Origin of the sequence: Halobacterium sp. BOL4-2, from assembly GCF_016917835.2 — an archaeon.
GTDB classification, from domain to species: Archaea; Halobacteriota; Halobacteria; order Halobacteriales; family Halobacteriaceae; genus Halobacterium; species Halobacterium salinarum.
The window spans coordinates 1,476,512-1,499,003 of sequence record NZ_CP070332.2 but is presented as its reverse complement, the minus strand read 5'-3'; the positions used below and the strand labels follow the sequence as shown (position 1 = coordinate 1,499,003).

Here is a 22,492-nt window from a genome sequence, read left to right as displayed (position 1 = left end):
GTATCAGTTTCGTGGTTTCGGTCCACCACGCCACCGCACCGGGTGGTTATCGCTCGAAGGAGATCGCTGCGCCCTGCCCGAAGCCGACACACAGCGTCGCCAGCGCCTTCCCGGCGTCGCGCTTGTTCATCTCGTGAATCAGGGTGACCGGGAGGCGCGCGCCGCTGGCACCGAGCGGGTGGCCAACGGCGATCGCGCCGCCGTTGACGTTGAACCGGTCGTTGTCGATGCCGAGTTCGTCCCGCGAGTAGAGCGTCTGGGAGGCGAACGCCTCGTTCAACTCCACGAGGTCGAACTCGTCGATGTCCTCGCCGGTGCGGTCGAGCAGGCCGCGGGTGGCCGGCACCGGCCCGATCCCCATCACTTCGGGGTTGACGCCCGCGACGTTGTGGTCGCCGACGCGCGCCAGCACGTCGAGGCCGTGGTCGCGCGCGAACGCCTCGCTCGTCACGAGCGTCGCCGCCGCCCCGTCGGAGATCTGGCTGGCGTTCCCGGGCGTCACCGACCCGTCGCTTTTGAACACCGTGGGGAGCTCCCCGAGCGCCTCCAGCGTGGTGTCCGGGCGGATGCCCTCGTCCTCCTCGACGAGGCCGCTGTCCGTCTGTACGGGCACGATCTCGTCGTCGAAGCGCCCGGCGTCGGTCGCCTCCGCCGCCCGCCGCTGGCTCTGGAGGGCGTACTCGTCCTGCTCGGCGCGCGTGATGCCGTGGCGCTCGGCGACCTCCTCGGCGGTCATCCCCATTTCGAGCTCGGGGACGTTGTACTGCTCGCTCAGCCCCGGATGCAGGTGGGCGTACGAGTCGCCGTCCATCGGCACCCGGCTCATGTTCTCGACGCCGCCCGCGATGACGGCGTCCCGCTGGCCCGCCCGCACCGCGTCCGCGGCCCGCATGATGGCCTCCATGGAGGACGCACACCAGCGGTTGATCGACGCCGCCGGCACGTTCTCACCGAGCTCGGAGAGCAACGCGATGACGCGCGCGACGTTGTTGTCCTGCTCGGTGCGCTGCTGGGCGACCCCCCACTGGAGGTCGTCGATGTGGTCGCCGGTCAACCCTGTCTCCGCGAGGATGTGGTCGATGACCGTCACCGAGAGGTCCTCGCTGCGCGTGTCGGCGTACACGCCGCCGTCCTTTCCCTGTGGGGTGCGGTAGGCCGCAGCGATGACCGGAGTGGTGGTGGCTGCCATACCAAACGCGAGCGCGCCCCGCTCCTTAAAGCTCCCACAACGGCCGACATCCAGCCAGCGGTTTACTGGCCGTGATCCCGCAGCCCGCATCCAGAAAGCGTTTACTCCCGTCCCCGCAACCGCGTGTACATGCGTCGCTCCCGCGACGACTCGTCCCCCCGCGTCGCGGCCGCCGTCGTGGCCGTCACAGCCGCCGCTCTCCTCGCCCGCCTGTGGGCGCTGGGCTGGCGGGTCGCCCACCAGGACGAAGCCCGGGTCGCCGACTGGACCCTGCAGTACATGGACCTCGGGGCGTGGCAGTACCGCCCCATCATCCACGGGCCGTTCCTCCCACACGTCAACGGCGTGGTCTTCGACGTGTTCGGCGCGACCGACTTCACCATGCGACTGGTGGTCGCGGTCGTCGGCGGCCTCCTCCCGCTGACGGCGTGGCTCTACCGGACCCGCCTCTCGGACGTCGAAGTCGGCGCGCTGGCGGTGTTGCTCGCGGCCAACCCGGTGGTGCTGTACTACTCGCGGTTCATGCGCAACGACCTCCTGCTCGCGGGGTTCATGTTCACCGCCGTCGGGCTGTTCGTTCGGTTCCTGGACACTCATCGTGCGCGATACCTCTACGCCAGCGCCATCCCGTTCGCGCTGGCGTTCACCACCAAGGAGAACAGCCTGCTGTATCCGCTCTGCTGGTTCGGCGCGCTCGCGCTCGTGACCGACGACCGCATGGCCGTCGCGGGCGCGACCGACACCAGCCGGCTCGCCGTCGCCCGTCGCGCCGCCGCCCGCATCCGCCACCGCGCCTGGCGCGCGAAGGCCGCACTCGCCGGCAGCGCGCTGACCGCCGCCGTCATCGTCGTCTCGTTTTACGCGCCCAAGCCCGACCTCTACCGCCTCTTCGAGCAGCCCGGCCGCGCGCCCGCCGTCCTCGAAGCCGCGACGATCGGCACCTACCACGAGTTCGCCGACCTCTGGGCGTCCACGAGCACGGTCGCCCACTCCTACGTCGCGTTCCTCAGCCACGACCTGAGCGTGCTGGTCGCCTGCGGGACCGTCGTCTCCGTCGCCGCAGTCGTCGGCTTCCTCGCGAACCGCTACGCCACCGAGACGCCACGCCCGCTGGTGTCGTTCGCGTTCTACTGGGGCGTGTTCTCGGTGCTCGGATACCCCGCGGTCGTGGACATCGCCGCCGCCTGGACGGCGGTCAACGCCCTCGTCCCGCTCGCCATCCCGGCGGCCGTCGGCGTCGGTGCCGTCGTCAGATACGGCCGCCGCGGCGCCGCGGCCGGCGACACCGCCGCCGTCCGGCTCGCGGTCACCGTGCTCGTCGTTTCGGCCGCCGGCATGGGTGCCGTCGCCGCCGAAACCACCTACACACACCCACAGTCCCCCAGCAACCCGCTCGTGCAGTACGCCCAGCCCGGCGGCACCATGCAGCCCACCATCGACGACATCCAGCGGGCCGCCACCGCCACGAGCGGCCTCGACGTGCTGTACTACGGTGACAGCAACGACACCGCCGACGACGGCCTCGAATTCAGCGACGCCGGCGACGGCACGTTCAACCTCACCACCGGCCCGCCGTCGGGGTGGCACGACCGCCTGCCGTTCCCCTGGTATCTCTCACAGGTGGGCGCGAACGCAACCACCGTCCAGACCGCCGCCGAAGTCCCCGACACGCCGCCGCCGGTCGTCATCTCGGTGGTCAGCGAAGAAGACGACTTCGCGGCGCTGCTCGCGGCCGCGGACAACAGCCACTACGAGCGCCACACCTACCCCCGGTATCTCACGGACGGCCACAACACGCTCGTGATATACGTCGACACGACCGCGGTCCCGGCCGCCCAGCAGTGACCGCGCGGCCCCCACATCTCGGCCCGACTGCGACGCGCTTAAACGGGATGCGACGGTAGTTCTTGGGTAGTGACCGAGGCTCTCGATGTCGTGGAGTTCCTGCTGACGGCCCGCGTCTACGACCGCCACCAGGACCTAGACGAGAACGACCTGCCACCGGCGCACCGGATCGCGCTCTGGGGGGACGACGGCGTCCCCCGACCGCCACAAACCACCGAGGACGCAACCCGCGACGCCACCGGCATCGCCGACCCCTGGGAGGCGGTGTCCGAGCTCATGTTCACCGACCGGGACGCGTTCGCCGGCAGCATCACGCTGGTCGACGACGACATGGCGATCGACTGGTTCGTCGACCGCGCGGCCGCCGACCGCATCAGCGCCAACCCCGTGTTGGCGTTCGTGTTCGGCGACGAGTTCGGCGTCGACTACGAGACCGCCCGCGACGCCAACCGGCCGGTTCAGGCCGACCCGCAGTGGATCGACGGGCTGCTTGAGGAGTATTTCGACGAGGACGACGAGGAGATGCTCGACCTCGTGGACGTGCGGTCGCCGGCGGAGCTCACGGTGTCCCTCGACGACATCGTGCTCACCGACGACCAGGAAGCCGAGATGTCGAAGGTCGCGAAGGCCATCGAGCACCGCGACTACCTGGCGACGATCGGCCTCAACGAGGTCGGAAAGCTGCTGTTCGTGGGGCCGCCCGGCACCGGGAAAACCTCGACCGCCCGCGGGCTCGCCCACCAACTCGACCTGCCGTTCGTCGAGGTCAAGCTCTCGATGATCACCAGCCAGTATCTCGGCGAAACCGCGAAAAACGTCGAGAAAGTCTTCGAGGTGGCCAAACGGCTGTCGCCGTGCATCCTCTTCATGGACGAGTTCGACTTCGTCGCCACCACGCGGACCGGCGACGAGCACAACGCCATCAAGCGCGCGGTCAACACGCTGCTGAAGTCCATCGACGAGATCAGCCTCGTCACCGATGACGTGTTGCTCATCGGCGCGACCAACCACCCCGACGAGCTCGACGCGGCGGCGTGGCGGCGCTTCGACGAGATCCTCTCGTTCCCGCGGCCCGACGAGGGGATGCGCGCGGACATCATCTCGCTGGTCACCAGCGAGGTGGACATCGCCGACTTCGACCCCGCCGCGCTCGCCGCCGAAACCAGTGGCCTCACCGGCAGCGACCTCCGGCTGGTGCTCCGGGAAGCCGTCCTCGACGCGCTCGTCGAGGACCGCACGGAACTCACACAGGACGACCTCATGGCCGCCATCTCTGAGTTCGAGGACCGCGACCACCTCCGCAACCTCGACACCCTCGAAGACGCGATCGACGACACCCACAGCGACCACACCCACGACGACCATCCAGCTCCCAATCCGGAATGAAGGTGACGCTGCTGGGGACCGGTGACACCACGGGCACGCCGACGCCGGGCTGTGACTGCGCGACCTGTCAGGCCGCCCGCGAGCGCGGCGTGGAGCGCACCCGGTTCTCCGTCCACGTCGCCGACGAGGCGTCCGGGGACGCGTTGCTGATCGATTTCAGCCCGGACTTCCGCGCCCAGTTCCTCCGCACGGACGCCCCGTCGTTGCCCGACGCGGGCGTCGTCACGCACGTTCACTTCGACCACCTCGACGGCCTCGGGAACGCCTACCGGCTGTTCGACGACCTCCCAGTGTACGCCGCCACCGACACCGACCCCACCACCGGCGAGTCGGTCGCCGAGACGGTCGCCGGGAAGTACGACTACCTCGACAGCATCGCCCTCCGTGGCGTCGCCCCACGCCGCTCGTTTGCGGCCGCCGGCTTCGACGTCACGCTGGTTCCGGTCGACCACCCGCCCCTGCTCTGCTACGGGGTCGTCGTCGAGCGCGCCGGCGCGAAACTCGCGGTCTCCGGGGACACCACGTACGCGATCCCCGAGGCGTCCCGGGACGCGATGCGCGACCCCGACCTGCTGGTGGCCGACGGCATCGTGCCGGCACACCTCACCCACCACCACCCGAAAGGTGGCCGCCATCCCGACGCCGACGGCGTCCCACGGACGTTCGGCACGAAACACATGACCAGAGAGGGCGCGCTCGCGCTCGGCGACGACCTCGACGCCGACCGGACGCGGGTCGTCCACGCCGCCCACTACTACCCCGTCGAGGAAGCGTTCGCCGACGAGATCGCGGTCGACGGCGAGACGATCCGCCTCTGACCGGCTCAGAACTGGTCGAGGCCGGCCTGCCGGTGGCGGCCACCGGCGTCGCGCTCCCAGCGCGTTCGGCGCTCGCGCTCGACGTCGAGGGCGACCGCCGGCGGATCCGCGTCGGCGAACCCCGGGCAGTCGGTGCCACACTCGCGTGCCGGGTCGACCACTCGACCGAAGTGCTCGCAGTACGGCAGCGTGACACCGCCGTCGCCGGTCGACGCACGGGCGCAGCCCGGCAGGTCGAACGTCCGCCACCCCTTGCCGTGCGCGCGCTCGGCGATCTGTCGCCGCTGGCGCGCCTTCGCCGCGCCACTCACGGGCCGCACGTCGGTGCGCGCCGCGTGCTCGTCGAGCACCTCCAGGCCCGGGCCGGCGGCGTCGAGGCGCTCGGGCTCCCGGACGATCCGGATCGGTCGCTCGCGGTCGAAATCCACGCGCCACACCCCCACCGCGTCGGGCAGCCGGTTCAGGTGCGCGCCAGTGACGTGTGATTCGGTCGCCACCACGGCGTAGTCGAGCACGCCGAGGCTGGCGTCGTGGCGCAGCTGGCGGGACAGGCCGCCCGGCCGCTCCAGGTCGGGTTTGTTCTCCACGCCGACCAGGCCGCCGATCCACTCCGGGTAGCGTGTGGGCTGGCGGACGACCTGCTGGCCGTCCCGGCGTGTCACGTCCAGGAACCCGGTTTCGGCGCCCGCGTCGGCGACCGCTCGCGCGCGCTCCGGCGGGCCGTCGAACACCCGTGTCACGCGTTCGTACGTCCCGACGGGGACGGGCGCGTCGAGCACCGCACGCGGGATGGTGTCGCTGGTGAGCGCCATCCGGGCGTCGAACGCCGGCCCCGGCAGCACGCAGACGGCGTCCACGATGCGCCCGCCGGCGGCGTGCACGCTCGTCCCGAGTTGCCGGGCGACGACGCCCGCCTCCCCCACGCCGGGCACTCCGTCGGCTTCGAGGTGCGCGCACAGCCGCAGTTCGAAGGCGTACTCTCGCACGGCTACCCCCGCGTACGGCACCCGTTCGGGAAACCGTTGCCCATGGGGTTCCGGCGACGACTCCGTAACAGTAGGTTTATCAGTCGCTCGGGGCGAAATTCACGCAAGATTACTCTGTGAACATGGCAGACGAACACCGTCAACCGGAGGTGAACATCGGACTGGTCGGCCACGTCGACCACGGCAAGACGACCCTGGTCCGCGCACTCAGCGGTGAGTGGACTGACCAGCACTCCGAGGAGATGAAACGCGGGATCTCCATCCGCCTCGGGTACGCCGACGCCACGCTGCGTCGGTGCCCTGACTGCGACGAACCGGAGTGTTACACGGTCGCGGAGACGTGCCCCGAGCACGACACCGCCACCGAAATCGAGCGCACAGTCTCGTTCGTTGACGCCCCCGGCCACGAGACGCTGATGGCGACGATGCTGTCGGGCGCCGCACTGATGGACGGCGCGGTGCTCGTCGTCGGTGCCAACGAGCCGGTGCCCCAGCCCCAGACCGAGGAGCACCTCATGGCGCTGGACATCATCGGCATCGAGAACATCGTCATCGCACAGAACAAAGTCGACCTCGTCGACGCCGAGGAGGCCCGACAGAACTACGAGGAGATCCAGGCGTTCGTCGAGGGGACCGTCGCGGAGGACGCGCCGGTCGTCCCGGTCTCCGCCGAACAGGAGATCAACGTCGATCTCGTTATCGACGCCCTCCAGACGGAGATCGCGACCCCCGACCGCGACCCGAGCGCCGATCCCCTGCTGTACGCCGCGCGATCGTTCGACATCAACCGCCCCGGAACCGAGTGGGGCGGCCTCCTCGGCGGTGTCATCGGCGGCAGCCTCGTGGACGGCGAACTGGAAGCCGGCGACGAACTCGAACTCCGCCCCGGCCGCGAGGTCGAGGAAGGCGGGAAGACGGAGTGGCGGCCGGTCACCACGGACGTCCGCAGCCTCCAGGCCGGCGGCGAGGACGTCGACAGCGCCAGCCCCGGTGGCCTCCTGGGCGTGGGCACGGGCCTCGACCCGAGCCTGACGAAAGGCGACGCGCTCGCCGGCCAGGTCGCCGGGCCGCCCGGCAGCCTGCCGCCGACGTGGGAGTCCTTCGAGATGGACGTGGATCTGCTCGAGCGGCTCGTCGGCGCGGCCGACGGCGAGCAGATCGACGACATCTCGACGGGTGAGCCGCTGATGCTCACGGTCGGCACCGCCACCACCGTCGGGTCGGTGACGAGCGCGCGCGACGGCGAGTGCGAGGTCGCACTCAAGCGGCCCGTCTGTGCGCCCGCCGGCGCGAAGATCGCGATCAACCGTCGCGTCGGCGCGCGTTGGCGACTCATCGGCGTCGGGACGCTGACGGAGTCCGAGTAGACGCATGCAGGCGGTCGCCATCGACACCAACGCGTTGTTGTTGCCGGCCACGCAGCCGCTCCGGCTCTTCGAGGAGCTCGACCGGCTGCTCGGCGACTACGACGCCGTTGTCCCCCAGGCGGTCCACGACGAGCTCGTGGCGCTCGCGGCGGGCGCGGGAGAGACGGCGTCGGCGGCCAGCGTCGGCGTGGATCTGGCGACCGACCGGTGTGGCACGCTCCGGACAGACGTATCGTATGCGGACGACGCGCTCCACGCGCTTGCGGTGAGTGAGGACGTGGACGCGGTCGTGACGAACGACGGCCCCCTGAAAGAGCGCGTGCTCGACGCGGGCACACCGGTAATTCATTTACGGGGCCGGACGCAACTCACCATCACTCGACCATAGAAGATGTACAAGCGAGCACGGCTGAAAGACACGATAGAGGTCCCCCCCGAGTATCTCGGGGCTGTCGGTCCGGACCTGGTGAAGCGGCTACTACAGGACAAACTCGAAGGACGCATGGACGAAGACGTCGGCAGCATCGTCACCGTCACTGAGGTCCACGACCTCGGTGAGGGCGCGGTGTTGCCGAACCGTCCGGGCGTCTACTACGAGGCGGAGTTCGACGCGGTGACGTTCGAGCCCGAGATGCAGGAGGTCGTCGACGGCGAGGTCGTCGAAGTCGTCAGCTTCGGGGCGTTCGTCGGCATCGGCCCGGTCGACGGGCTGTTGCACGTCTCCCAGATCAGCGACGAATACCTCGCCTTCGACGAGGAGAACCAGCAGCTGGCGTCCCGGGAGTCGAATCAGGTGCTCGGAACGGGTGATTCGGTGCGGGCGCGCATCGTCACGAAGAGCATCGACGAGCGCAACCCCCGGGAGTCGAAGATCGGCCTGACAGCGAAACAGCCCGGCCTCGGAAAGCACGGCTGGCTGCAGGCCGACCGCGAGCAGGCCGACGCGGCAAGCGAGGGCGAGTAGATGGCGTCGAATCGCCTCGCGTGCCACGACTGCCACCGGATCGTCGAGCCCGACGAGGAGATGTGTCCGTACTGCTCGTCGAACAGTCTCACCGAGGACTGGGCGGGCTACGTGGTGATCACCCACCCCGACACCTCGGAGATCGCGGACAAGATGGAAGTGCATGAGGCCGGCGAGTTCGCGCTGAAGGTTCGGTGAGGACGGTGTCGGAGACGGACGCAGCGGCGACGCTGCCGGCCGACGCTCGGGACGCGTTCAAATCCCCCATCGGGCCCGTGTACACGGACGCGGCGGCGCTGCTGGCGGACGCCACGCCCCCGATCATTGCGGTCGGTGACGTGGTGACGTACCACCTCGTCGATGCCGGGCAGACGCCGGCCGTGGCGGTCGTCGACGGGCGCACCGAGCGTGACGCCGTCCGGCCCGCCGTTCGGGACGCGATCCCGGAGCCCGATCTCACCGTGGCCAGCGAGCCGGGGACGGTGTCGGTGTCGCTGGTGCGCGCGCTCGTCGACGCCATCGCGGACGCCGACGCCACCGTGGTGTCCGTCGACGGCGAGGAGGACCTCGCTGTTGTCCCCGCGGTGCTGGCGGCGCCCGCCGACGCCACCGTGGTGTACGGCCAGCCCGGCGAGGGAATGGTGCGGGTGCCCGTGACCGACGCGGGGCGCGCGGAGATGCGCGAGCGCGCCGACCGCCTGGAGACGACGGCGGCGTTCTGGCGACTCGTGGACTGATGCGGCGTTCGAAATGCTTTTACAGATTTCCCGCGCAAGTACGTGTTAACTGACCATGGAAATCGAGATTCTGGGGCAGGAGGACAATCCCCTGCTTCACCGGACGGACGTCCAGTTCAAGATCGTGCACGACGACGCCACTCCGTCGCGGCTGTCCGTGCGCGACAGTCTCGCGGCGAAGCTCGACAAAGACTCCGAGGAAGTCGTCGTGCACGAGCTCGACACGAAGTTCGGCATGCGGAAGACGCGTGGCCGGGCGAAGGTGTACGACTCGCCGGCCCAGGCCGCCGAGGTCGAACACGACCACATGCTCGAACGGAACAAGATCGGCGCCGACGACGCCGACGCCGAGGAGGCCGAGTAAAATGGCGCGCGGTGACTACTACAGCGACGACGGCACGACGGACAAGGAGATGTGCCCGCGCTGCGGGGACACGTTCCTCGCGGCCCACGACGACCGCCAGGTGTGTGGGCGCTGCGGGTACACCGAGTGGGAGTAACGGTATAGATGCGCGTGCTCGGCGTCGAAGGGACAGCGTGGTGTGCGAGCGCGGCGCTGTACGACGCCGACGCTGCTGCTGATTCTGTCGTCATCGAATCCGACGCGTACCAGCCCGACAGCGGCGGCATTCATCCCCGCGAGGCCGCCGAACACATGCGGGAGGCGATCCCCGCAGTCATCGAGACGGTGCTCGGGGCGGCCGACGGCGACATCGACGCGGTCGCGTTCTCCCGCGGGCCGGGCCTGGGGCCGTGTCTGCGCATCGTCGGATCGGCGGCGCGCGCGCTCGCTCAGGCTCTCGACGTGCCCCTCGTGGGCGTCAACCACATGGTTGCGCACCTCGAAATCGGCCGCCACCAGTCTGGGTTCCAGCAGCCCGTCTGCCTGAACGCAAGCGGCGCGAACGCCCACGTGTTGGCGTACCGCAACGGCCGGTATCGCGTGCTCGGGGAGACGATGGACACCGGCGTCGGGAACGCCATCGACAAGTTCACGCGCCACGTCGGCTGGCAGCACCCCGGCGGGCCGAAAGTCGAAACGCACGCCCGGGACGGCGAGTACACCGCGTTGCCCTACGTGGTGAAGGGCATGGACTTCTCGTTTTCCGGGATCATGAGCGCCGCCAAAGACGCCGTCGACGACGGCGTGCCGGTGGCCGACGTCTGCCGGGGGTTGGAGGAGACCATGTTCGCGATGCTGACCGAGGTCGCGGAGCGCGCGCTCGCGCTCACCGGCCGGGACGAACTCGTGTTGGGCGGCGGCGTCGGCCAGAACGACCGGCTGCGGGGGATGCTCGAAGCGATGTGTGCGGCCCGTGGGGCGTCGTTTCACGCGCCCGAGCCGCGGTTCCTGCGGGACAACGCGGGCATGATCGCGGTGCTCGGCGCGAAGATGGCGGCCGCCGGGGCGACGATCCCCGTGGCCGACTCCGCGATCAACTCCCGGTTCCGCCCCGACGAGGTGTCGGTGACGTGGCGCGACCCCGAGTCGCCGGCACGCGACCCGGGGGCCGACGCCGTGCGCCAGGGCGCCGAAGCCACCGTCACGTTCGCCGACGACGCCGTGATCAAGGAGCGCGCGCCGAAGGCCTACCGTCACGACCGCCTCGACGACCGCCTGCGCCGAGACCGCACCGTCCTGGAGGCCAGACTGACCAGCGACGCCCGCCGGCAGGGCGTTCCGACGCCGCTCGTCCGCGACGTCGACGTGCCGGCGGCGACGATCACGCTCCAGCACGTCGGGAACGCCGACCTCCGGGACGCGCTCTCGCCCGCCCGCGTTCGCGCCGTCGGCCGGCATCTCGCGACCATCCACGACGGCGGGTTCGTGCACGGCGACCCGACCACGCGCAACGTGCGCGTCGGCGCCGAGCGCACGTTCCTCATCGACTTCGGGCTGGGGTATTACACCGACGCCGTCGAGGACTACGCCATGGACTGCCACGTCTTCGAGCAGAGCCTCGTCGGCACCGCCGCCGACGCCGACGCCCTCGTTGCGGCCTTCGAGGACGCCTACGAGGAGGCCGCCGCCAGCGGGCGCGTGCTCGACCAGCTGCGCGCCGTCGAGGGCCGGGGGCGTTACCAGGACGACCCCGAGACGGCGTAGTCCGGGCGCTCCCAAACTGATATGTCCGCCGCCGCCGAAGACGGCGTATGGTCGAGAAACCCACCAGCGGCAGCCTGTTCGGTGTGCCGTACAACTTCGAGCGTCCGAAACTCTCCGCGATGCTGTCGGCGTACTGGCAGCCCGGCGAGGGCATGCTCGTCGAGAAGCCGTTCGGGATCGGGTACACGTTGAACCTCGCGAACTGGCGGTCGTGGATCGTGCTCGGCGTCGCGGGCGTTCTGCTGTGGCAACAGCAGGGCAGCGACGCCGCCAGTGAGGACGCCGAGTCGGCCGTCGACGACGCCGTCGAAGTCGTGGTCGACGACTAACCGACGCCATCTTCTCCCCGCAGCCCCACCGCTGGCGTACATGTCTACGCTCCGGTTCGTCACGACGAACAGCGGGAAGGTACAGGAAGCCGCGTCCTACCTCGACGGCCTCCGGCGGGTCGAACAACTCGACTACGATTACGCGGAACTCCAGTCCGATGACCTGGCGGCGATCGCCACGCACGGCGCCCGAGAGGCCTACCGGGAGACCGACGACGACACCCCGGTTATCGTCGACGACGCGGGGCTGTTCGTGCGCGGTCTGTCGGGGTTCCCCGGGCCGTATTCGGCGTACGTCGAGGACACGCTCGGTATCGAGCGCGTGTGGGAACTCGCCAGCGATCTCGACGACCGGCACGCCGCGTTCCGGTGCGTGGTGGCGTACACCGACGGCGACACCGTGGAGACGTTCACCGGGGCCGTCCAGGGGACGATGGTTGCGCCGCGGGGCGACGGCGGCTTCGGTTACGATCCGATCTTCGAACACGACGGGACGACGTTCGCGGAGATGCCCACGGACCGGAAGAACGCGCTCAGCCATCGCGGGCGCGCGCTCGCGACGTTCGCCGACTGGCTCGCCGAGCGGGCGGACTGAGCCGGGCGGACTACGCGCGTGGGTCGCGGTCGGGACCGGGGTAGTCGCCGCCCACGACCACCGGGTACAGCGACGCCGGATCGAACAGGCGGGCGAACGCCCGCGGCGATTTCACGCTCACGGAGACGCGGCCGGCGAGCGCCGCGCCGGTGGCCGCCGACTGGAGGTCGTCGTCGTGGGTGAGCACGTGGGCGGCGCCGCCGCGCATGGCGGCCGCGAGCGCGGGCTGGTCGCCCTCGGGGTGTTCGACGGTGGTCACGCGGTCGGCGATGCGGCCCCGCCAGTCGGCCGCGAGCGCGTCACTACCCAGGGCCGCGATCACCGCCTGGGCGTCGTCCAAGAGGGGCGTGCTGGCGACCAGTGTCACCCAGTCGTGGGCGCGCACCACGTCCAGCGCGGCGCGCGCGTGCCCGTCGACGAACACGTCCGCGGCGAGCACGTCCGCGTCGGCGGCGACCGCCGCGGGGTCGGGGTTACTCGCCACGGCGTGCGTCGAGTTCCGCGTGGATGTCAGCGCGCGATACGTCGGCGTCGGCGCCGCGCTCGAAGAGGGTCTGCCAGGCTGTCATTGTGTTGTGGCCATCAGCTGTCGCACGTTCGCCCGGTAGTCGGCGGGCGTTAATCCCAGATCGATGTCGATGGTGATAGTGATTGCGTCCGAGAGCTCTCGGGTCGCCGTCTTGGTGTAGTTCTGTGCGGGGTACGCGCCCCCGGCAACGACGACGTCGTCGCCCTCGTTCCACACCGCGAGGTCCCCAGCAACCGCGATGCCTCCGGCGTCGATGGTGACGGTGTCGCCGCCGGTCTCGTACTCGATGTCACCGACCCGGTAGTCGCCCTGGAACGTCGCCATCGCCGGCTCTCGACCGGTTGCGGTCGTCAGCGTCTCCACGCCGGTCTCGGTGATGTTCGTCACGCCGCGGTCGCGCATGCGCCGGCGGAACTGGCTGCGGGCCTGTGCCGTGGTTTTGTCGAGGACTTCCGCGCGGCCGACGTTCCCCGGCAAGTCGTTCAGTGGCGGGTCGAAGTTGATGTGTGATGCGGTGAAGACGCCGAGCGTGGCGTCGACCCGCCCGCCGGTGTCCTCGGCGACGGCGGCCGCGAGTTCGGCGTTCCGGTACGTCAGCGTGACCGCCTTCCCCGCCACCTCGACCGGGCCGTACGACTCCGAGAACACGGTCTCTTCGCTGCGGTCGGCACGCTCCCAGCCGCCCGCGTCCAAGGCGTCGCTCGACACGTCCGGCGGCGCGACGGTCCCCACCGCAGCCGAACATCCCCCCAGGATGCCCAGCCCGGCAGCGCTCACTCCCCCGATGAAGCTGCGACGATGCATACACCGCGTCGGGGGTTCGGCTGTATGCATGTTGTGGCCAGTTTAGCCGCCGGCGTGGCTGTACATTACGATCACCCACCAATACATACGTTTAGTTACATTTATTCGTATTTCTAGTCCAATTGCTGGCGTTCTCACGCGGCTGTCTTCCCGTATTTCGCGTATTTCAGACTCTAGGCTGTCGTCTGTCTGACGTGGATTTATGGGGGGTCGCAGTGTAGGACTCAAGCGGACGCGCGACCCCCTCCCTCCCCCCGCGCGTCCAACACTCTCCCACTCCCGCTTTTGGCGACGACTGCATCGACACGCACCGCTGTCCGTAACTTTACAACCATCCAGCACCCACTCCACCCATGGCCGCCCCCGGGCCGTCCGCCGACACTGATACCGGTCTCGACGCGCTCGTCGACGACGCCGGGTTTTTTCGCTCGCTGGTCGAACACGGCTCGGACGCGATCGTCACCATCGACGACGACAGCACCATCCGGTACGCCAACCAGGGCGTCCACCGCGTCCTCGGCTACCGCCCCGACGACCTGATCGGGGACTCGCTCACGACCATCATGCCACCGCGGTTCCACGACGCCCACTTCGACGCCGTCGACCACTACCTCGAAACGGGGGATCGACGACTCGACTGGAACGCCATCGAAATGCCCGGCCAGCACGCCGACGGCCACGAGATCCAGCTGTCCATCACGTTCGAAGAACACGTCCACAACGGGGTCCGCGCCTTCTCCGGGATCATGCGCGACGTCTCCCGCCAGAAAGCCTACGCAGCCACGCTCGAATCGCTCCAAGACATCACGCACACCCTCATGCAGGCCCGCACCCCCGGTGCCATCGGCGACCACGTGGTCGGAGCCGCCGTCGACATCATCGGCTTCCCGGTGGCGTCCCTGTACCGGTGTGACGACGCCACCGGCGTGCTCCGACCGGTCGCGCAAAGCGACGCCGCGGCGGCGCTGTTCGCGGACCCACCCGCCCTCTCGGCGGGCTCGCTCGCCTGGCACGCCTTCGAGACCAACGACTCGGCGGTCTACCACGCCGACGCGGACGCCACCACCCCCGTCCACGACCCCGACGGCCCCATGACCGCCGAGTACGCCGCCCCGCTCGGCGAGCACGGCGTCCTCCTCGTCGGGGACACCGACGACGTGGCGTTCGACGACCACACCAGCCGCCTCATCGAACTGCTCGCCGCGAACACCCAAGCCGCACTCGAACGCGCCACGCGCGAAGCCGAACGCGAACGGCAGAACGAACAGCTCGAACGGTTCGCCAGCATCGTCTCCCACGACCTCCGGGATCCACTCCAGACCGCCCGCGCCACGGTCGCACTCGCAAAGGCCGGCGACGACGACGCGCTGACGGATCTCACCGCCGCCCTCGACCGCATGGACGCGCTCATCGCGGACGTGCTCACGCTCGCGAAACACGGCCAGACGGTCGGCGAAACCGAACCCGTCCCCGTCGCGTCGGTCGCCGCCGACGCGTGGTCGACGGCCGGCGCACCCACCGCGTCACTGTCGACGGCCCCGGATCTGCCGACGCTCAACGCCGACCCCGAGCGCCTGCGCACGCTCTTCGAGAACCTCTTCGGGAACGCCGTCGCACACGGCGGCGACGACGTCACGGTCACGGTCGGCGCGCTCACCGGCGCTGACAGCGGCGGGTTCTTCGTCGCCGACGACGGCGACGGCTTCGGTGACACCGACACCGCACAGCTGTTCGACTACGGATACACGACCGACACCGACGGCACCGGCTTCGGCCTCAGCATCGTCCGCGACATCGCCACCGCACACGGCTGGACGATCGACGCAACCACCAGCGACAGCGGCGGCGCGCGATTCACGATCCACACACAATGACCGAGACACACCCCGACCAGTCCGAGATGCGCTCGACCGAGCCCGTCGTCCTCGTTGTCGACGACGAACCACGCGTCGCCGAAGCCTTCGCGCTCTGGCTCGAAGACGACTACGAGGTCCGCACAGCCACCAGCGGAGCGGCCGCACTGGAGGCCGCCGACGGCGACGTTTCGGTCGCGTTGCTGGACCGCCAGATGCCCACCATGACCGGCGACGAAGTGCTCGCCGCGCTCCGCGAGCGCGCCCTGGACATCCGCGTGGCGATGGTGACCGGCATCGACCCCGACTTCGACATCGTCGAGATGCCCTTCGACGAGTACATCCAGAAGCCCGTCGACGGCGACACCCTCCACGACGTGGTTGCGCGCCTGCGCACGCTCAACCAGTACGACGACTCCATCGACGAACTCTACCGCGTCACGCAGAAACTCGCCACCCTGGAAGCCCAGCTCTCGGAGCGCGCGCTCGCGGACAACGACGAATACCAGCGCCTCCGCGAGCGCAAAGCCACGCTGTCGGAGGCCGCCGACGCGGCACTCGACGCCGCCGGCACGTCCACCGACGCGCTGGGCGACGAGTTCGCGCGCCTCTTCTAGCCGAGCCGCGACAGCAGATCCTCGACGTACGCCGGCACCGCCACGTCCGCGAGGTCGCCGTCCGCGTTCCACGACGCCACCACCTCGTAGCTGCCGTCGCGCTCGACGTCCAGCTCCCACTCGGTGCCGTCCGCGTCGGTCACCTCGACGCGCGCGCCGCCGGACTCCAGGGGCCGCTGGGGCGCGATCTCCACCGTGTTCCCGTTGTAGGCTTCGACAGTTTCGGCGTCCATATCCGAGGGTACGTCAGCCCCACACTTGAGCGTTCAACGACGGCGTGTCACCTCACGAGGTCCCAGACCTGCACGTCGTCCCCGGAGCCGGTGGGTCCAGAGCCACGGCTACGCACTCGCTTCGTCGCCCGCAGGAAAAGCCTAGGCCGGAATTTGAATCCGGGGTCTCGTCCTTACCAAGGACGCGCTTTACCGCTAAGCTACCCAGGCACGCATTACGATTGAAGGTCCGGAAGTGACTTTATGCGTTTCGATTCAGCGCTCGATACCTGGCGGCGTGCCGACACGATCGTCGGACTGCACGGAGCCGACGCGCGCCATGATCTCCGCGACGCGCTCGGGGAGCGCGTCCGCGGCCGCCGGCAGCGGCTCGCCGTGGTTGTCCGCGAGGCCGACGAGATACTGCCGGAGCGCCACCGGCGGGTCGCTGCCCGTCGCGGACCCGCCCGCGATGGCCGCCAACTCGAAGACGTTGGCCTCCAGGCAGCGGTCGGTGGGCGCGCGGTCGGCGTGCCTGTCGGTCTGCTCGCGGCCGAACGCCCGCACTGTTTCGACCGCCTGGTCGGCGGCCTCCGTGCGCGCCAGCAGCCGGAAGCCCCGGGCGACCAGCACGTCCGCGGCGAGAATGTCGAGGTCGTCGCCGGGGTCGTCGGGTGCGTCGGCCGCCGTCCACGGCTCCGCGCTCACGAGGCCTCGCGTCACCCGGAGGCCGTCGTAGATGAGCTGCACGCCGGCCGCGCGCTGGGCGATGGCGTGCTCGTCGACGGCGCCGTCGACGACACGCGCGCTCAGCAGCGTCAACACCCCGGGAAGCATCGACGACGACACCACGTGGTCGTCGATGACTGTTTGGAGCCCGTCCGGCGTAACGTCAGTAATGGCCTCTCTGGCGGCTGCACGTGCCTGTTCGGCCTCCTCCATCACACCCGCCTAGCGGAGCGAACGGCAAAGACCTTTGGAAAGTACTACCACGTATTGGCATGCTCTCGATCACCGACGGCGACGCCGTCCGCGAGATCACACTCGACCGGCCCGACGCCAGGAACGCGCTCACCCGCCAGGGGGTGACGGCGCTGGCCGACGCAGTGACCGCGGCCTCCCAGCCGGTGGTCTACCTGCATGGAGCCGGCACGGCGTTCTGCGCGGGCGCGGACCTCGATGTCGTCGCGGACCTCGACGGCGACACGGGGGCGGCGTTCGCCCGCCGCGGCCAGCGAAGCATGAACGCCATCGCGGACGCCGACGCCGTGGTTGTCGCGGGGGTCGACGGTCCAGCCCGCGGGGGCGGTGTGGAGCTCGCGCTCGCCTGCGACGTGCGCGTCTGCACGCCGGCCGCGTCGTTCGCCGAGACCGGCGTGACGCTCGGGCTGTTCGGCGCGTGGGGCGGCACGCGACGCCTCCGGCAGGCGGTCGGCACCACGCACGCCGCCGACCTCTCGCTGTCCGGGCGCACCGTCGACGCCACCGACGCCCGTGCGATGGGGTTGGTGTCCCGGATCGTCGAGGACCCGCGCGCGGTCGCCGACGAGATCGCCGCCAACGACCCCGACGCGCTGCGGGCGCTGCAGGCACTGCTGGGCCAGAACGGCAGCCAAGCGGCGACCGACGAACGGGAGGCCGCGGCGTTCGGCCGACTCCACGCGGAGCCGCGTTAGGGGGCCGGCGGCATCGCGCGCTTGTGTTTGCTGGCCCCGTAGAGGTCCCGGACGGTCTCGACCACCGACGGGTCGATGTCGAGGTGGGTGGCCGTCGCGCTCGCTGGGAGGCCGCCGTCGACGTGCACCGCGAGCACGGCGTCGATGGTGTCGTAGTCAACGCCGAGCTCCCCTGCGTCGGTCTGGTCGGCCCACAGCTCCGCGGTCGGGGCTTTCGTCACGAGGTCCTCGGGCACGCCCAGGTCGCGGGCGAGCTGCCGCACCTGCATCTTGTAGAGGTTCCCGATGGGGTTGCAGTCCACGGCCTGGTCGCCGTACTTGGTGTAGTAGCCGGTCATCGCCTCCGCGCGGTTGCCCGTCCCGAGTACGACACCGTCGCCGTGGTTCGCGACGAAGTAGTTGATCACGGCGCGCGTCCGCGCTCGCGCGTTCCCGACCGCGACTTCGTCGCCGGCCGCGTCCGGGAACACGTCGGTCAGCTGGGTCACGAACGGATCGATCTCCACGACGTCGTACTCGATGCCGAGGTCCTCGGCGACCCGCTCGGCGTCGCTCATGTTCTGGTCGCGGGACACCGCGCCCGGCATCACGAGCCCGTGGAGGGCGTCGGCACCGAGTTCGTCGACGGTGAGGTGTGCAACGGTCGTCGAGTCGATGCCGCCGGACAGCCCGAGCACGCAGCGCTCGGCGCCCGCCGCCGCGACGGTGTCTCGGATGAACGACTGGATGCGGTCGCGGCGCTCGGCGAGCTCGGCCGCGGAGAACCGCAGGTCGAGTGGCGAAACGGTGTCTGGGGCGCTCATCGTCTCTAGGTTTGGCCCGAGCAGTAAAATCCCCGCGGCTAGTCACTCGTCCACACGCCGGCGTCCGCCAAACGCTACGTTGAAGTGCCACCACAGTCAACGATGGATCACCGCTGTTCGAGCGCGGCGCGCGCTGGTGGTCTAGTGGTAGGACATGAGCTTCCCAAGCTCATAGCCCGGGTTCAATTCCCGGCCAGCGCATCCTTCACGCGCCCGGTTCTGCCGGGCGCCGACTGACACCCGATAGCTGTGGCTGTGGCGGTCGCCCACGCCGGAACCCTCTTGTCGCGGGCGCTGGGAGGATCACCATGGCAGTTGACGCCAGCGCTGCCCGCGAGCACGTGTGCACCGCTCACGCCGACGTGCTCGCGGCCGTCGGGGCCGCTGCGGACGCCGTCGACGCAGCCGCCGCGTCCAGTGGCCCCCAACTCGGCGCGGCCCTGGAGTCGCGGCTCACCGACCGCGGCGTGCTTGCGTCGCTGCCCGGGGTGCTTGCCGCGGCCGTGGCGGCGGCCGGCGGCGAGCTGCCAGCGGAGCCGGTGGCAGCACCGCCGTACGTCGTCGTGACGGGCCGCGGCCCGGTGTTGCGGGCGACACTCGACGCCGGCCGGTTGGTCGTCGAACTGCGGGTGTTCGCGCTCACCGACGCGAACCGCTACGAGCGCCGCGACGGGGTGGCCGTCGAGGCGTCCGTCAGGTGAACCGCCTCGGGGTCAAGCCCCGAGGCACTCGCCTTGTTTATCTGTAGACGAACGAGCCGTCGGCTCGCAGCGGCCCGCGGAACCCCGGCTGGTTCGTGTTCGCGGCGACGTTGATCGCGACTCCTGTGGTCACGGCTGTAGTGACCGCACGCAGCGCCGACAGAAGTCGTATCTGGAGTCGTTTTCCGTGCCGCAAGCCGGACACGTCGCCGCGGTCGGGGTCGGGTCGTCGTCCGCGCGCTGGTTGGCGTCCCGGTCCGGGGGTTGTGGTGCCACCTCGGTGACACCGATGTCGCCGCGCTGGATGCGCCGCCACACCGCGATCTGGAGCACCGCAACCACGACCATCGCGAGCAGGAATGGCGCCCACTCCATGCGCCGTGCTACCACGGCCAGGCTCTTTAGCGTTCGCCCGGTGGCGAGCGGTCCCGCTGGAACTCGTCGTACACGGCGGCGTCGGCCGGCACCGCGTCGTCGAGTCGGCGCTCGGCCTGCCGGCGTTCGCCGCCCGCATCCAGGGGCGCGGCGACCGGCTCCCACCCCGGCTTCACGCGCACGCTCTCCGCCGGGCTCCCGACCGCAATGTGGTGGGCCGGCACGTCGCCCTGTACGACCGACCGGGAGCCGACGAGCGCGTTCTCCCCAACGCGGACCCCCGCCCGCACGAGCGCGCCCTGGGTCACCCGCGCGTCGGCACCGATCTCGGTGCGGTAGTTCGTCACGTCGGTCTGGTCGACCACGTCATGGTCGTGCGTGTAGAGGTGTGTGCCGTCGCTCACGCTGGCCCGCGCCCCGACCACGACCTCGCCGCGGTCGTCGAGGTGCACGCCGTCGTGAACGACCACGTTGTCACCGAGTTCGATGTTGTGGCCGTAGGTCATCGTGATGCCCTTGAACAGCCGCACGTCCTCGCCGACGCCGGCGAACAGGTGGCCCGCGAGCATCCGGCGGAACGGGAGCGCGACGTCGATGTTGTCCGCCAGCGGCGTGGTGTCGAACTGCCGCCACAGCCACTGCAGGGGTTTCGAGCGCGCGAACGCCGCCTCGTCTTTCTCGGCGTAATACTCCGATTCGAGGCTGGCGTTCCGGGGGTCGAGGGTTGCCAGCCGCGCCGCCGCGGCCGGCCGGACGTCGTCGCCGTCCCGCCAGGCCTCGTAGGCGTCCCGCTCGCCGCGGAGGTCCGCGAGCGTTCCCGTGACGGCCGTGGCCAGCTCGTCGGGCGTCTCCGCGGCGGACAGCCGCTCGTCGACGCCCGACACGAACGCCCGACGAACGTCCTTGGCGTCCGCGGGCAGCGAGACGTGTCGCTTGGTCATGCCGTTCCGTGGGCCGCCAGCGGCATAGTGGTTTTCGTCCCGAAAGCTGCCGCCGCGACGGGTCTCGCTGGGAGTCAGTCGGTGGCTGACGACAGCAGCACCGCGGCGACGCCGGCGACCGCGAGCACGCTGACCAGCGACACGAGGGACTCCTCCCCGGCCGTCGTGAGTCCGAGCGAGACCACCGCGACGAGCGGTCCTACTCCCAGCACCGTCAGTCGGTCCAGCCTGCGTTGGAGGGCGTCGTCCATGCTCGTGGCTGTCGAATTCACGCGACGAAACCGTATCCCTGTCGCTGGAACCGTCGGCGCTAAGTGGCACAACACCCAACCCTGACACATGCAACATCGGGAGCTCGGTGACTCCGGCGTTGAGGTCAGTGAAGTCGGGTTCGGCGCATGGGTCGTCGGCACGGACTGGTGGGGCGACCGCGACGAGGACGACGCCCTGGAGATGGTCGAGTACGCCCTCGACCACGGCATCACGTACTTCGACACGGGCGACGTCTACGGCCACGGCCGCAGCGAGGAGCTGCTCGGGGAGGCGCTGGCCGAGCACGGCGACGAGATGACCGTCGCCACCAAGGTCGGCTACGACTTCTACAACAACCCGCAGGCCGGCCACGGCGAACTCCCCAAGGAGATGGGCGTCGACTACCTCCGGGACGCCGTCGAGAAGTCCATGGACCGCCTCGGCGTCGACCACGTCGACGTACTGCAGCTGCACAACCCGGACGTCGACGAACTCACGCCCGATGTCCTGGATCTGCTTGACGACCTCCGCGCGGACGGCCGTGCCGACGCCATCGGCGTCGCGCTCGGCCCCTCGATCGGCTGGCTCGCCGAGGGCGATCACGCCATCGAGGCGGCCTTCGACTCCGTGCAGTACGTCGGCAACGTCCTCGAACAGGACGTCCACAACCACTTCGTCGACTCCGTCCGGGAGCAGGGCGCGGCCACGTCCCTGATCCCCCGCGTCCCGCACTCGTCGGGCCTCCTGAACGAGCAGGTCACCCCCGACACGGAACTCGGCGAGGGCGACCACCGCGGGTTCCGCCCGGAGGAGTGGTACGAGACCGGCTGGGAGAAAGTCGACGCGCTGCGCTTCCTCGAACGCGACGGCGAGCGCACCATGGGGCAGGCGGCCATCCAGTGGCTGCTGAGCTTCGACGAGGTCGCGACCGTCACGCCGACGTTCCGCTCGAAAGCAGACATCGAGGCGTGGGCGAGCGCCTCCGAGACGCCCGCGATCAGCGACGCGGAGCGCGAGCGCGTCGCGGAGCTCTACGCGGACAACTTCGGCGTCGACCGCTTCGACGGCATGGAGAAAGAAGACTACCGCACGAGCGTCGACGGCGACGATCTCCGGGACGCAGGCATCCTCGGATCGGCCGACTGATCCCAACCTATATTCTGTGTGGGACTGAACGCCCGGTGTGCCTGACTCCACCGACCAAGTCACACCGCGGTCGCTGTCCGCCGCCGACCGGCTGGCCCTCGGTGCCCTCGTGCTCCTCTACGTGAGTGCGGGCCTGGACCTCCTGCCGGCCGGCACGGTCGCGGTCAACATGCTGTTGGTGATCGGTCTCCACCGGATCGTCTCCTGACGCTCGCTGTCGAGTGCTCCCGTGGGTACCACCCGGACAGTGGTCGGGGTGC

General features: G+C 69.9%; 29 protein-coding genes and 2 tRNA genes. 20 read left to right on the top strand and 11 right to left on the bottom strand.

Annotated features, from left to right (window positions below; translation table 11 throughout):
* Positions 1-46 precede the first annotated feature (46 nt).
* Positions 47-1,189: a thiolase family protein gene (locus JRZ79_RS21265; protein WP_205252157.1), complete on the bottom strand. Its 1,143-nt coding sequence runs from the start codon at positions 1,187-1,189 to the stop codon at positions 47-49.
* Between the two features lie 129 nt (positions 1,190-1,318).
* On the opposite strand from JRZ79_RS21265, the gene JRZ79_RS21260 reads away from it, so the two are divergent.
* The 3 genes from JRZ79_RS21260 to JRZ79_RS21250 all read left to right on the top strand — a co-directional run bounded on the left by JRZ79_RS21260 (position 1,319) and on the right by JRZ79_RS21250 (position 5,238).
* On the top strand, positions 1,319-3,034 hold the full coding sequence (locus JRZ79_RS21260; RefSeq protein ID WP_205252156.1) for a flippase activity-associated protein Agl23: 1,716 nt from the start codon (positions 1,319-1,321) through the stop codon (positions 3,032-3,034).
* A gap of 69 nt (positions 3,035-3,103) precedes the next feature.
* Complete coding sequence (locus JRZ79_RS21255) at positions 3,104-4,420, top strand: ATP-binding protein (protein ID WP_205252155.1); 1,317 nt, start codon at positions 3,104-3,106, stop codon at positions 4,418-4,420.
* Positions 4,417-5,238 (top strand): MBL fold metallo-hydrolase, encoded by an 822-nt coding sequence (locus JRZ79_RS21250; protein ID WP_205251078.1) that lies wholly within the window; start codon positions 4,417-4,419, stop codon positions 5,236-5,238. Before JRZ79_RS21255 ends, JRZ79_RS21250 begins: the two co-directional genes overlap by 4 nt.
* A gap of 5 nt (positions 5,239-5,243) precedes the next feature.
* Here JRZ79_RS21250 and JRZ79_RS21245 read toward each other — a convergent pair whose 3' ends face one another.
* Positions 5,244-6,224: a DUF5787 family protein gene (locus JRZ79_RS21245; protein WP_205252154.1), complete on the bottom strand. Its 981-nt coding sequence runs from the start codon at positions 6,222-6,224 to the stop codon at positions 5,244-5,246.
* Between the two features lie 122 nt (positions 6,225-6,346).
* On the opposite strand from JRZ79_RS21245, the gene JRZ79_RS21240 reads away from it, so the two are divergent.
* Genes JRZ79_RS21240 through rdgB form a run of 10 tightly spaced genes read left to right on the top strand, consistent with a single transcriptional unit; the run spans position 6,347 to position 12,323 of the window.
* On the top strand, positions 6,347-7,591 hold the full coding sequence (locus JRZ79_RS21240) for a translation initiation factor IF-2 subunit gamma (protein WP_010903512.1): 1,245 nt from the start codon (positions 6,347-6,349) through the stop codon (positions 7,589-7,591).
* Positions 7,592-7,595: 4 nt separating this feature from the next.
* The gene (locus JRZ79_RS21235) at positions 7,596-7,979 is read left to right on the top strand and encodes a hypothetical protein (protein WP_010903511.1); all 384 of its coding nucleotides are present in this window, start codon (positions 7,596-7,598) and stop codon (positions 7,977-7,979) included.
* A gap of 3 nt (positions 7,980-7,982) precedes the next feature.
* Positions 7,983-8,555 (top strand): DNA-directed RNA polymerase, encoded by a 573-nt coding sequence (locus JRZ79_RS21230; RefSeq protein WP_010903510.1) that lies wholly within the window; start codon positions 7,983-7,985, stop codon positions 8,553-8,555.
* Positions 8,556-8,753: a transcription elongation factor subunit Spt4 gene (gene spt4, locus JRZ79_RS21225; RefSeq protein WP_010903509.1), complete on the top strand. Its 198-nt coding sequence runs from the start codon at positions 8,556-8,558 to the stop codon at positions 8,751-8,753.
* A gap of 5 nt (positions 8,754-8,758) precedes the next feature.
* The gene (locus JRZ79_RS21220) at positions 8,759-9,292 is read left to right on the top strand and encodes a DUF359 domain-containing protein (RefSeq protein WP_012289421.1); all 534 of its coding nucleotides are present in this window, start codon (positions 8,759-8,761) and stop codon (positions 9,290-9,292) included.
* 55 nt (positions 9,293-9,347) lie between these two features.
* Positions 9,348-9,656 carry a 30S ribosomal protein S24e gene (locus JRZ79_RS21215; RefSeq protein WP_010903507.1) on the top strand — a complete coding sequence of 103 codons (309 nt, stop codon included), beginning with the start codon at positions 9,348-9,350 and terminating at the stop codon, positions 9,654-9,656.
* A gap of 1 nt (position 9,657) precedes the next feature.
* Positions 9,658-9,792 carry a 30S ribosomal protein S27ae gene (locus JRZ79_RS21210; protein ID WP_010903506.1) on the top strand — a complete coding sequence of 45 codons (135 nt, stop codon included), beginning with the start codon at positions 9,658-9,660 and terminating at the stop codon, positions 9,790-9,792.
* 8 nt (positions 9,793-9,800) lie between these two features.
* The gene (locus JRZ79_RS21205; protein WP_205252153.1) at positions 9,801-11,399 is read left to right on the top strand and encodes a bifunctional N(6)-L-threonylcarbamoyladenine synthase/serine/threonine protein kinase; all 1,599 of its coding nucleotides are present in this window, start codon (positions 9,801-9,803) and stop codon (positions 11,397-11,399) included.
* Positions 11,400-11,446: 47 nt separating this feature from the next.
* Positions 11,447-11,728 carry a DUF5808 domain-containing protein gene (locus tag JRZ79_RS21200; protein WP_010903504.1) on the top strand — a complete coding sequence of 94 codons (282 nt, stop codon included), beginning with the start codon at positions 11,447-11,449 and terminating at the stop codon, positions 11,726-11,728.
* Positions 11,729-11,768: 40 nt separating this feature from the next.
* Complete coding sequence (gene rdgB, locus JRZ79_RS21195; protein WP_010903503.1) at positions 11,769-12,323, top strand: RdgB/HAM1 family non-canonical purine NTP pyrophosphatase; 555 nt, start codon at positions 11,769-11,771, stop codon at positions 12,321-12,323.
* Between the two features lie 10 nt (positions 12,324-12,333).
* Here the strand turns inward: rdgB and JRZ79_RS21190 are convergent, their stop codons facing one another.
* The gene (locus JRZ79_RS21190; protein ID WP_205251076.1) at positions 12,334-12,807 is read right to left on the bottom strand and encodes a hypothetical protein; all 474 of its coding nucleotides are present in this window, start codon (positions 12,805-12,807) and stop codon (positions 12,334-12,336) included.
* Between the two features lie 81 nt (positions 12,808-12,888).
* On the bottom strand, positions 12,889-13,656 hold the full coding sequence (locus JRZ79_RS21185) for a DUF6517 family protein (protein WP_205251075.1): 768 nt from the start codon (positions 13,654-13,656) through the stop codon (positions 12,889-12,891).
* A gap of 353 nt (positions 13,657-14,009) precedes the next feature.
* On the opposite strand from JRZ79_RS21185, the gene JRZ79_RS21180 reads away from it, so the two are divergent.
* Positions 14,010-15,530: a PAS domain S-box protein gene (locus JRZ79_RS21180; protein ID WP_205251074.1), complete on the top strand. Its 1,521-nt coding sequence runs from the start codon at positions 14,010-14,012 to the stop codon at positions 15,528-15,530.
* Positions 15,531-15,556: 26 nt separating this feature from the next.
* Positions 15,557-16,126, top strand: coding sequence for a response regulator (locus JRZ79_RS21175; protein WP_205251905.1), 570 nt, complete (start codon positions 15,557-15,559; stop codon positions 16,124-16,126).
* Here the strand turns inward: JRZ79_RS21175 and JRZ79_RS21170 are convergent.
* The 3 genes from JRZ79_RS21170 to JRZ79_RS21160 all read right to left on the bottom strand — a co-directional run bounded on the left by JRZ79_RS21170 (position 16,123) and on the right by JRZ79_RS21160 (position 17,280).
* Complete coding sequence (locus tag JRZ79_RS21170; protein ID WP_010903497.1) at positions 16,123-16,359, bottom strand: hypothetical protein; 237 nt, start codon at positions 16,357-16,359, stop codon at positions 16,123-16,125. The two genes, JRZ79_RS21175 and JRZ79_RS21170, sit on opposite strands and share 4 nt — an antisense overlap.
* Before the next feature lie 138 nt (positions 16,360-16,497).
* Positions 16,498-16,569: transfer RNA gene (locus JRZ79_RS21165), tRNA-Thr, on the bottom strand.
* 45 nt (positions 16,570-16,614) lie between these two features.
* Positions 16,615-17,280, bottom strand: coding sequence for a hypothetical protein (locus JRZ79_RS21160; protein ID WP_012289417.1), 666 nt, complete (start codon positions 17,278-17,280; stop codon positions 16,615-16,617).
* Positions 17,281-17,339: 59 nt separating this feature from the next.
* On the opposite strand from JRZ79_RS21160, the gene JRZ79_RS21155 reads away from it, so the two are divergent.
* Positions 17,340-18,014: an enoyl-CoA hydratase/isomerase family protein gene (locus JRZ79_RS21155; RefSeq protein WP_205252152.1), complete on the top strand. Its 675-nt coding sequence runs from the start codon at positions 17,340-17,342 to the stop codon at positions 18,012-18,014.
* Here JRZ79_RS21155 and JRZ79_RS21150 read toward each other — a convergent pair.
* Positions 18,011-18,817: an NAD+ synthase gene (locus JRZ79_RS21150; RefSeq protein WP_010903494.1), complete on the bottom strand. Its 807-nt coding sequence runs from the start codon at positions 18,815-18,817 to the stop codon at positions 18,011-18,013. The genes JRZ79_RS21155 and JRZ79_RS21150 overlap by 4 nt on opposite strands.
* Positions 18,818-18,947: 130 nt before the next feature.
* Here JRZ79_RS21150 and JRZ79_RS21145 point away from each other — a divergent pair.
* Both JRZ79_RS21145 and JRZ79_RS21140 read left to right on the top strand, forming a co-directional pair.
* Positions 18,948-19,018: transfer RNA gene (locus tag JRZ79_RS21145), tRNA-Gly, on the top strand.
* 107 nt (positions 19,019-19,125) lie between these two features.
* A complete protein-coding gene (locus JRZ79_RS21140) occupies positions 19,126-19,518 on the top strand; it encodes a hypothetical protein (protein WP_205251072.1) in 393 nt (130 codons plus the stop codon).
* A 129-nt stretch (positions 19,519-19,647) separates the two neighbouring features.
* Here the strand turns inward: JRZ79_RS21140 and JRZ79_RS21135 are convergent, their stop codons facing one another.
* The 3 genes from JRZ79_RS21135 to JRZ79_RS21125 all read right to left on the bottom strand — a co-directional run bounded on the left by JRZ79_RS21135 (position 19,648) and on the right by JRZ79_RS21125 (position 21,106).
* Positions 19,648-19,893 (bottom strand): zinc ribbon domain-containing protein, encoded by a 246-nt coding sequence (locus JRZ79_RS21135; protein WP_205252151.1) that lies wholly within the window; start codon positions 19,891-19,893, stop codon positions 19,648-19,650.
* 26 nt (positions 19,894-19,919) lie between these two features.
* The gene (locus tag JRZ79_RS21130) at positions 19,920-20,834 is read right to left on the bottom strand and encodes an acyltransferase (RefSeq protein WP_205252150.1); all 915 of its coding nucleotides are present in this window, start codon (positions 20,832-20,834) and stop codon (positions 19,920-19,922) included.
* A 74-nt stretch (positions 20,835-20,908) separates the two neighbouring features.
* Positions 20,909-21,106, bottom strand: coding sequence for a hypothetical protein (locus JRZ79_RS21125; RefSeq protein ID WP_205252149.1), 198 nt, complete (start codon positions 21,104-21,106; stop codon positions 20,909-20,911).
* A gap of 67 nt (positions 21,107-21,173) precedes the next feature.
* Between JRZ79_RS21125 and JRZ79_RS21120 the strand changes: the two genes are divergently transcribed.
* Together JRZ79_RS21120 and JRZ79_RS21115 are read left to right on the top strand one after the other, a co-directional pair.
* Positions 21,174-22,232, top strand: coding sequence for an aldo/keto reductase (locus JRZ79_RS21120; RefSeq protein WP_205251068.1), 1,059 nt, complete (start codon positions 21,174-21,176; stop codon positions 22,230-22,232).
* 37 nt (positions 22,233-22,269) lie between these two features.
* On the top strand, positions 22,270-22,440 hold the full coding sequence (locus JRZ79_RS21115) for a hypothetical protein (protein WP_205251067.1): 171 nt from the start codon (positions 22,270-22,272) through the stop codon (positions 22,438-22,440).
* The last annotated feature ends 52 nt before the right edge of the window (positions 22,441-22,492 follow it).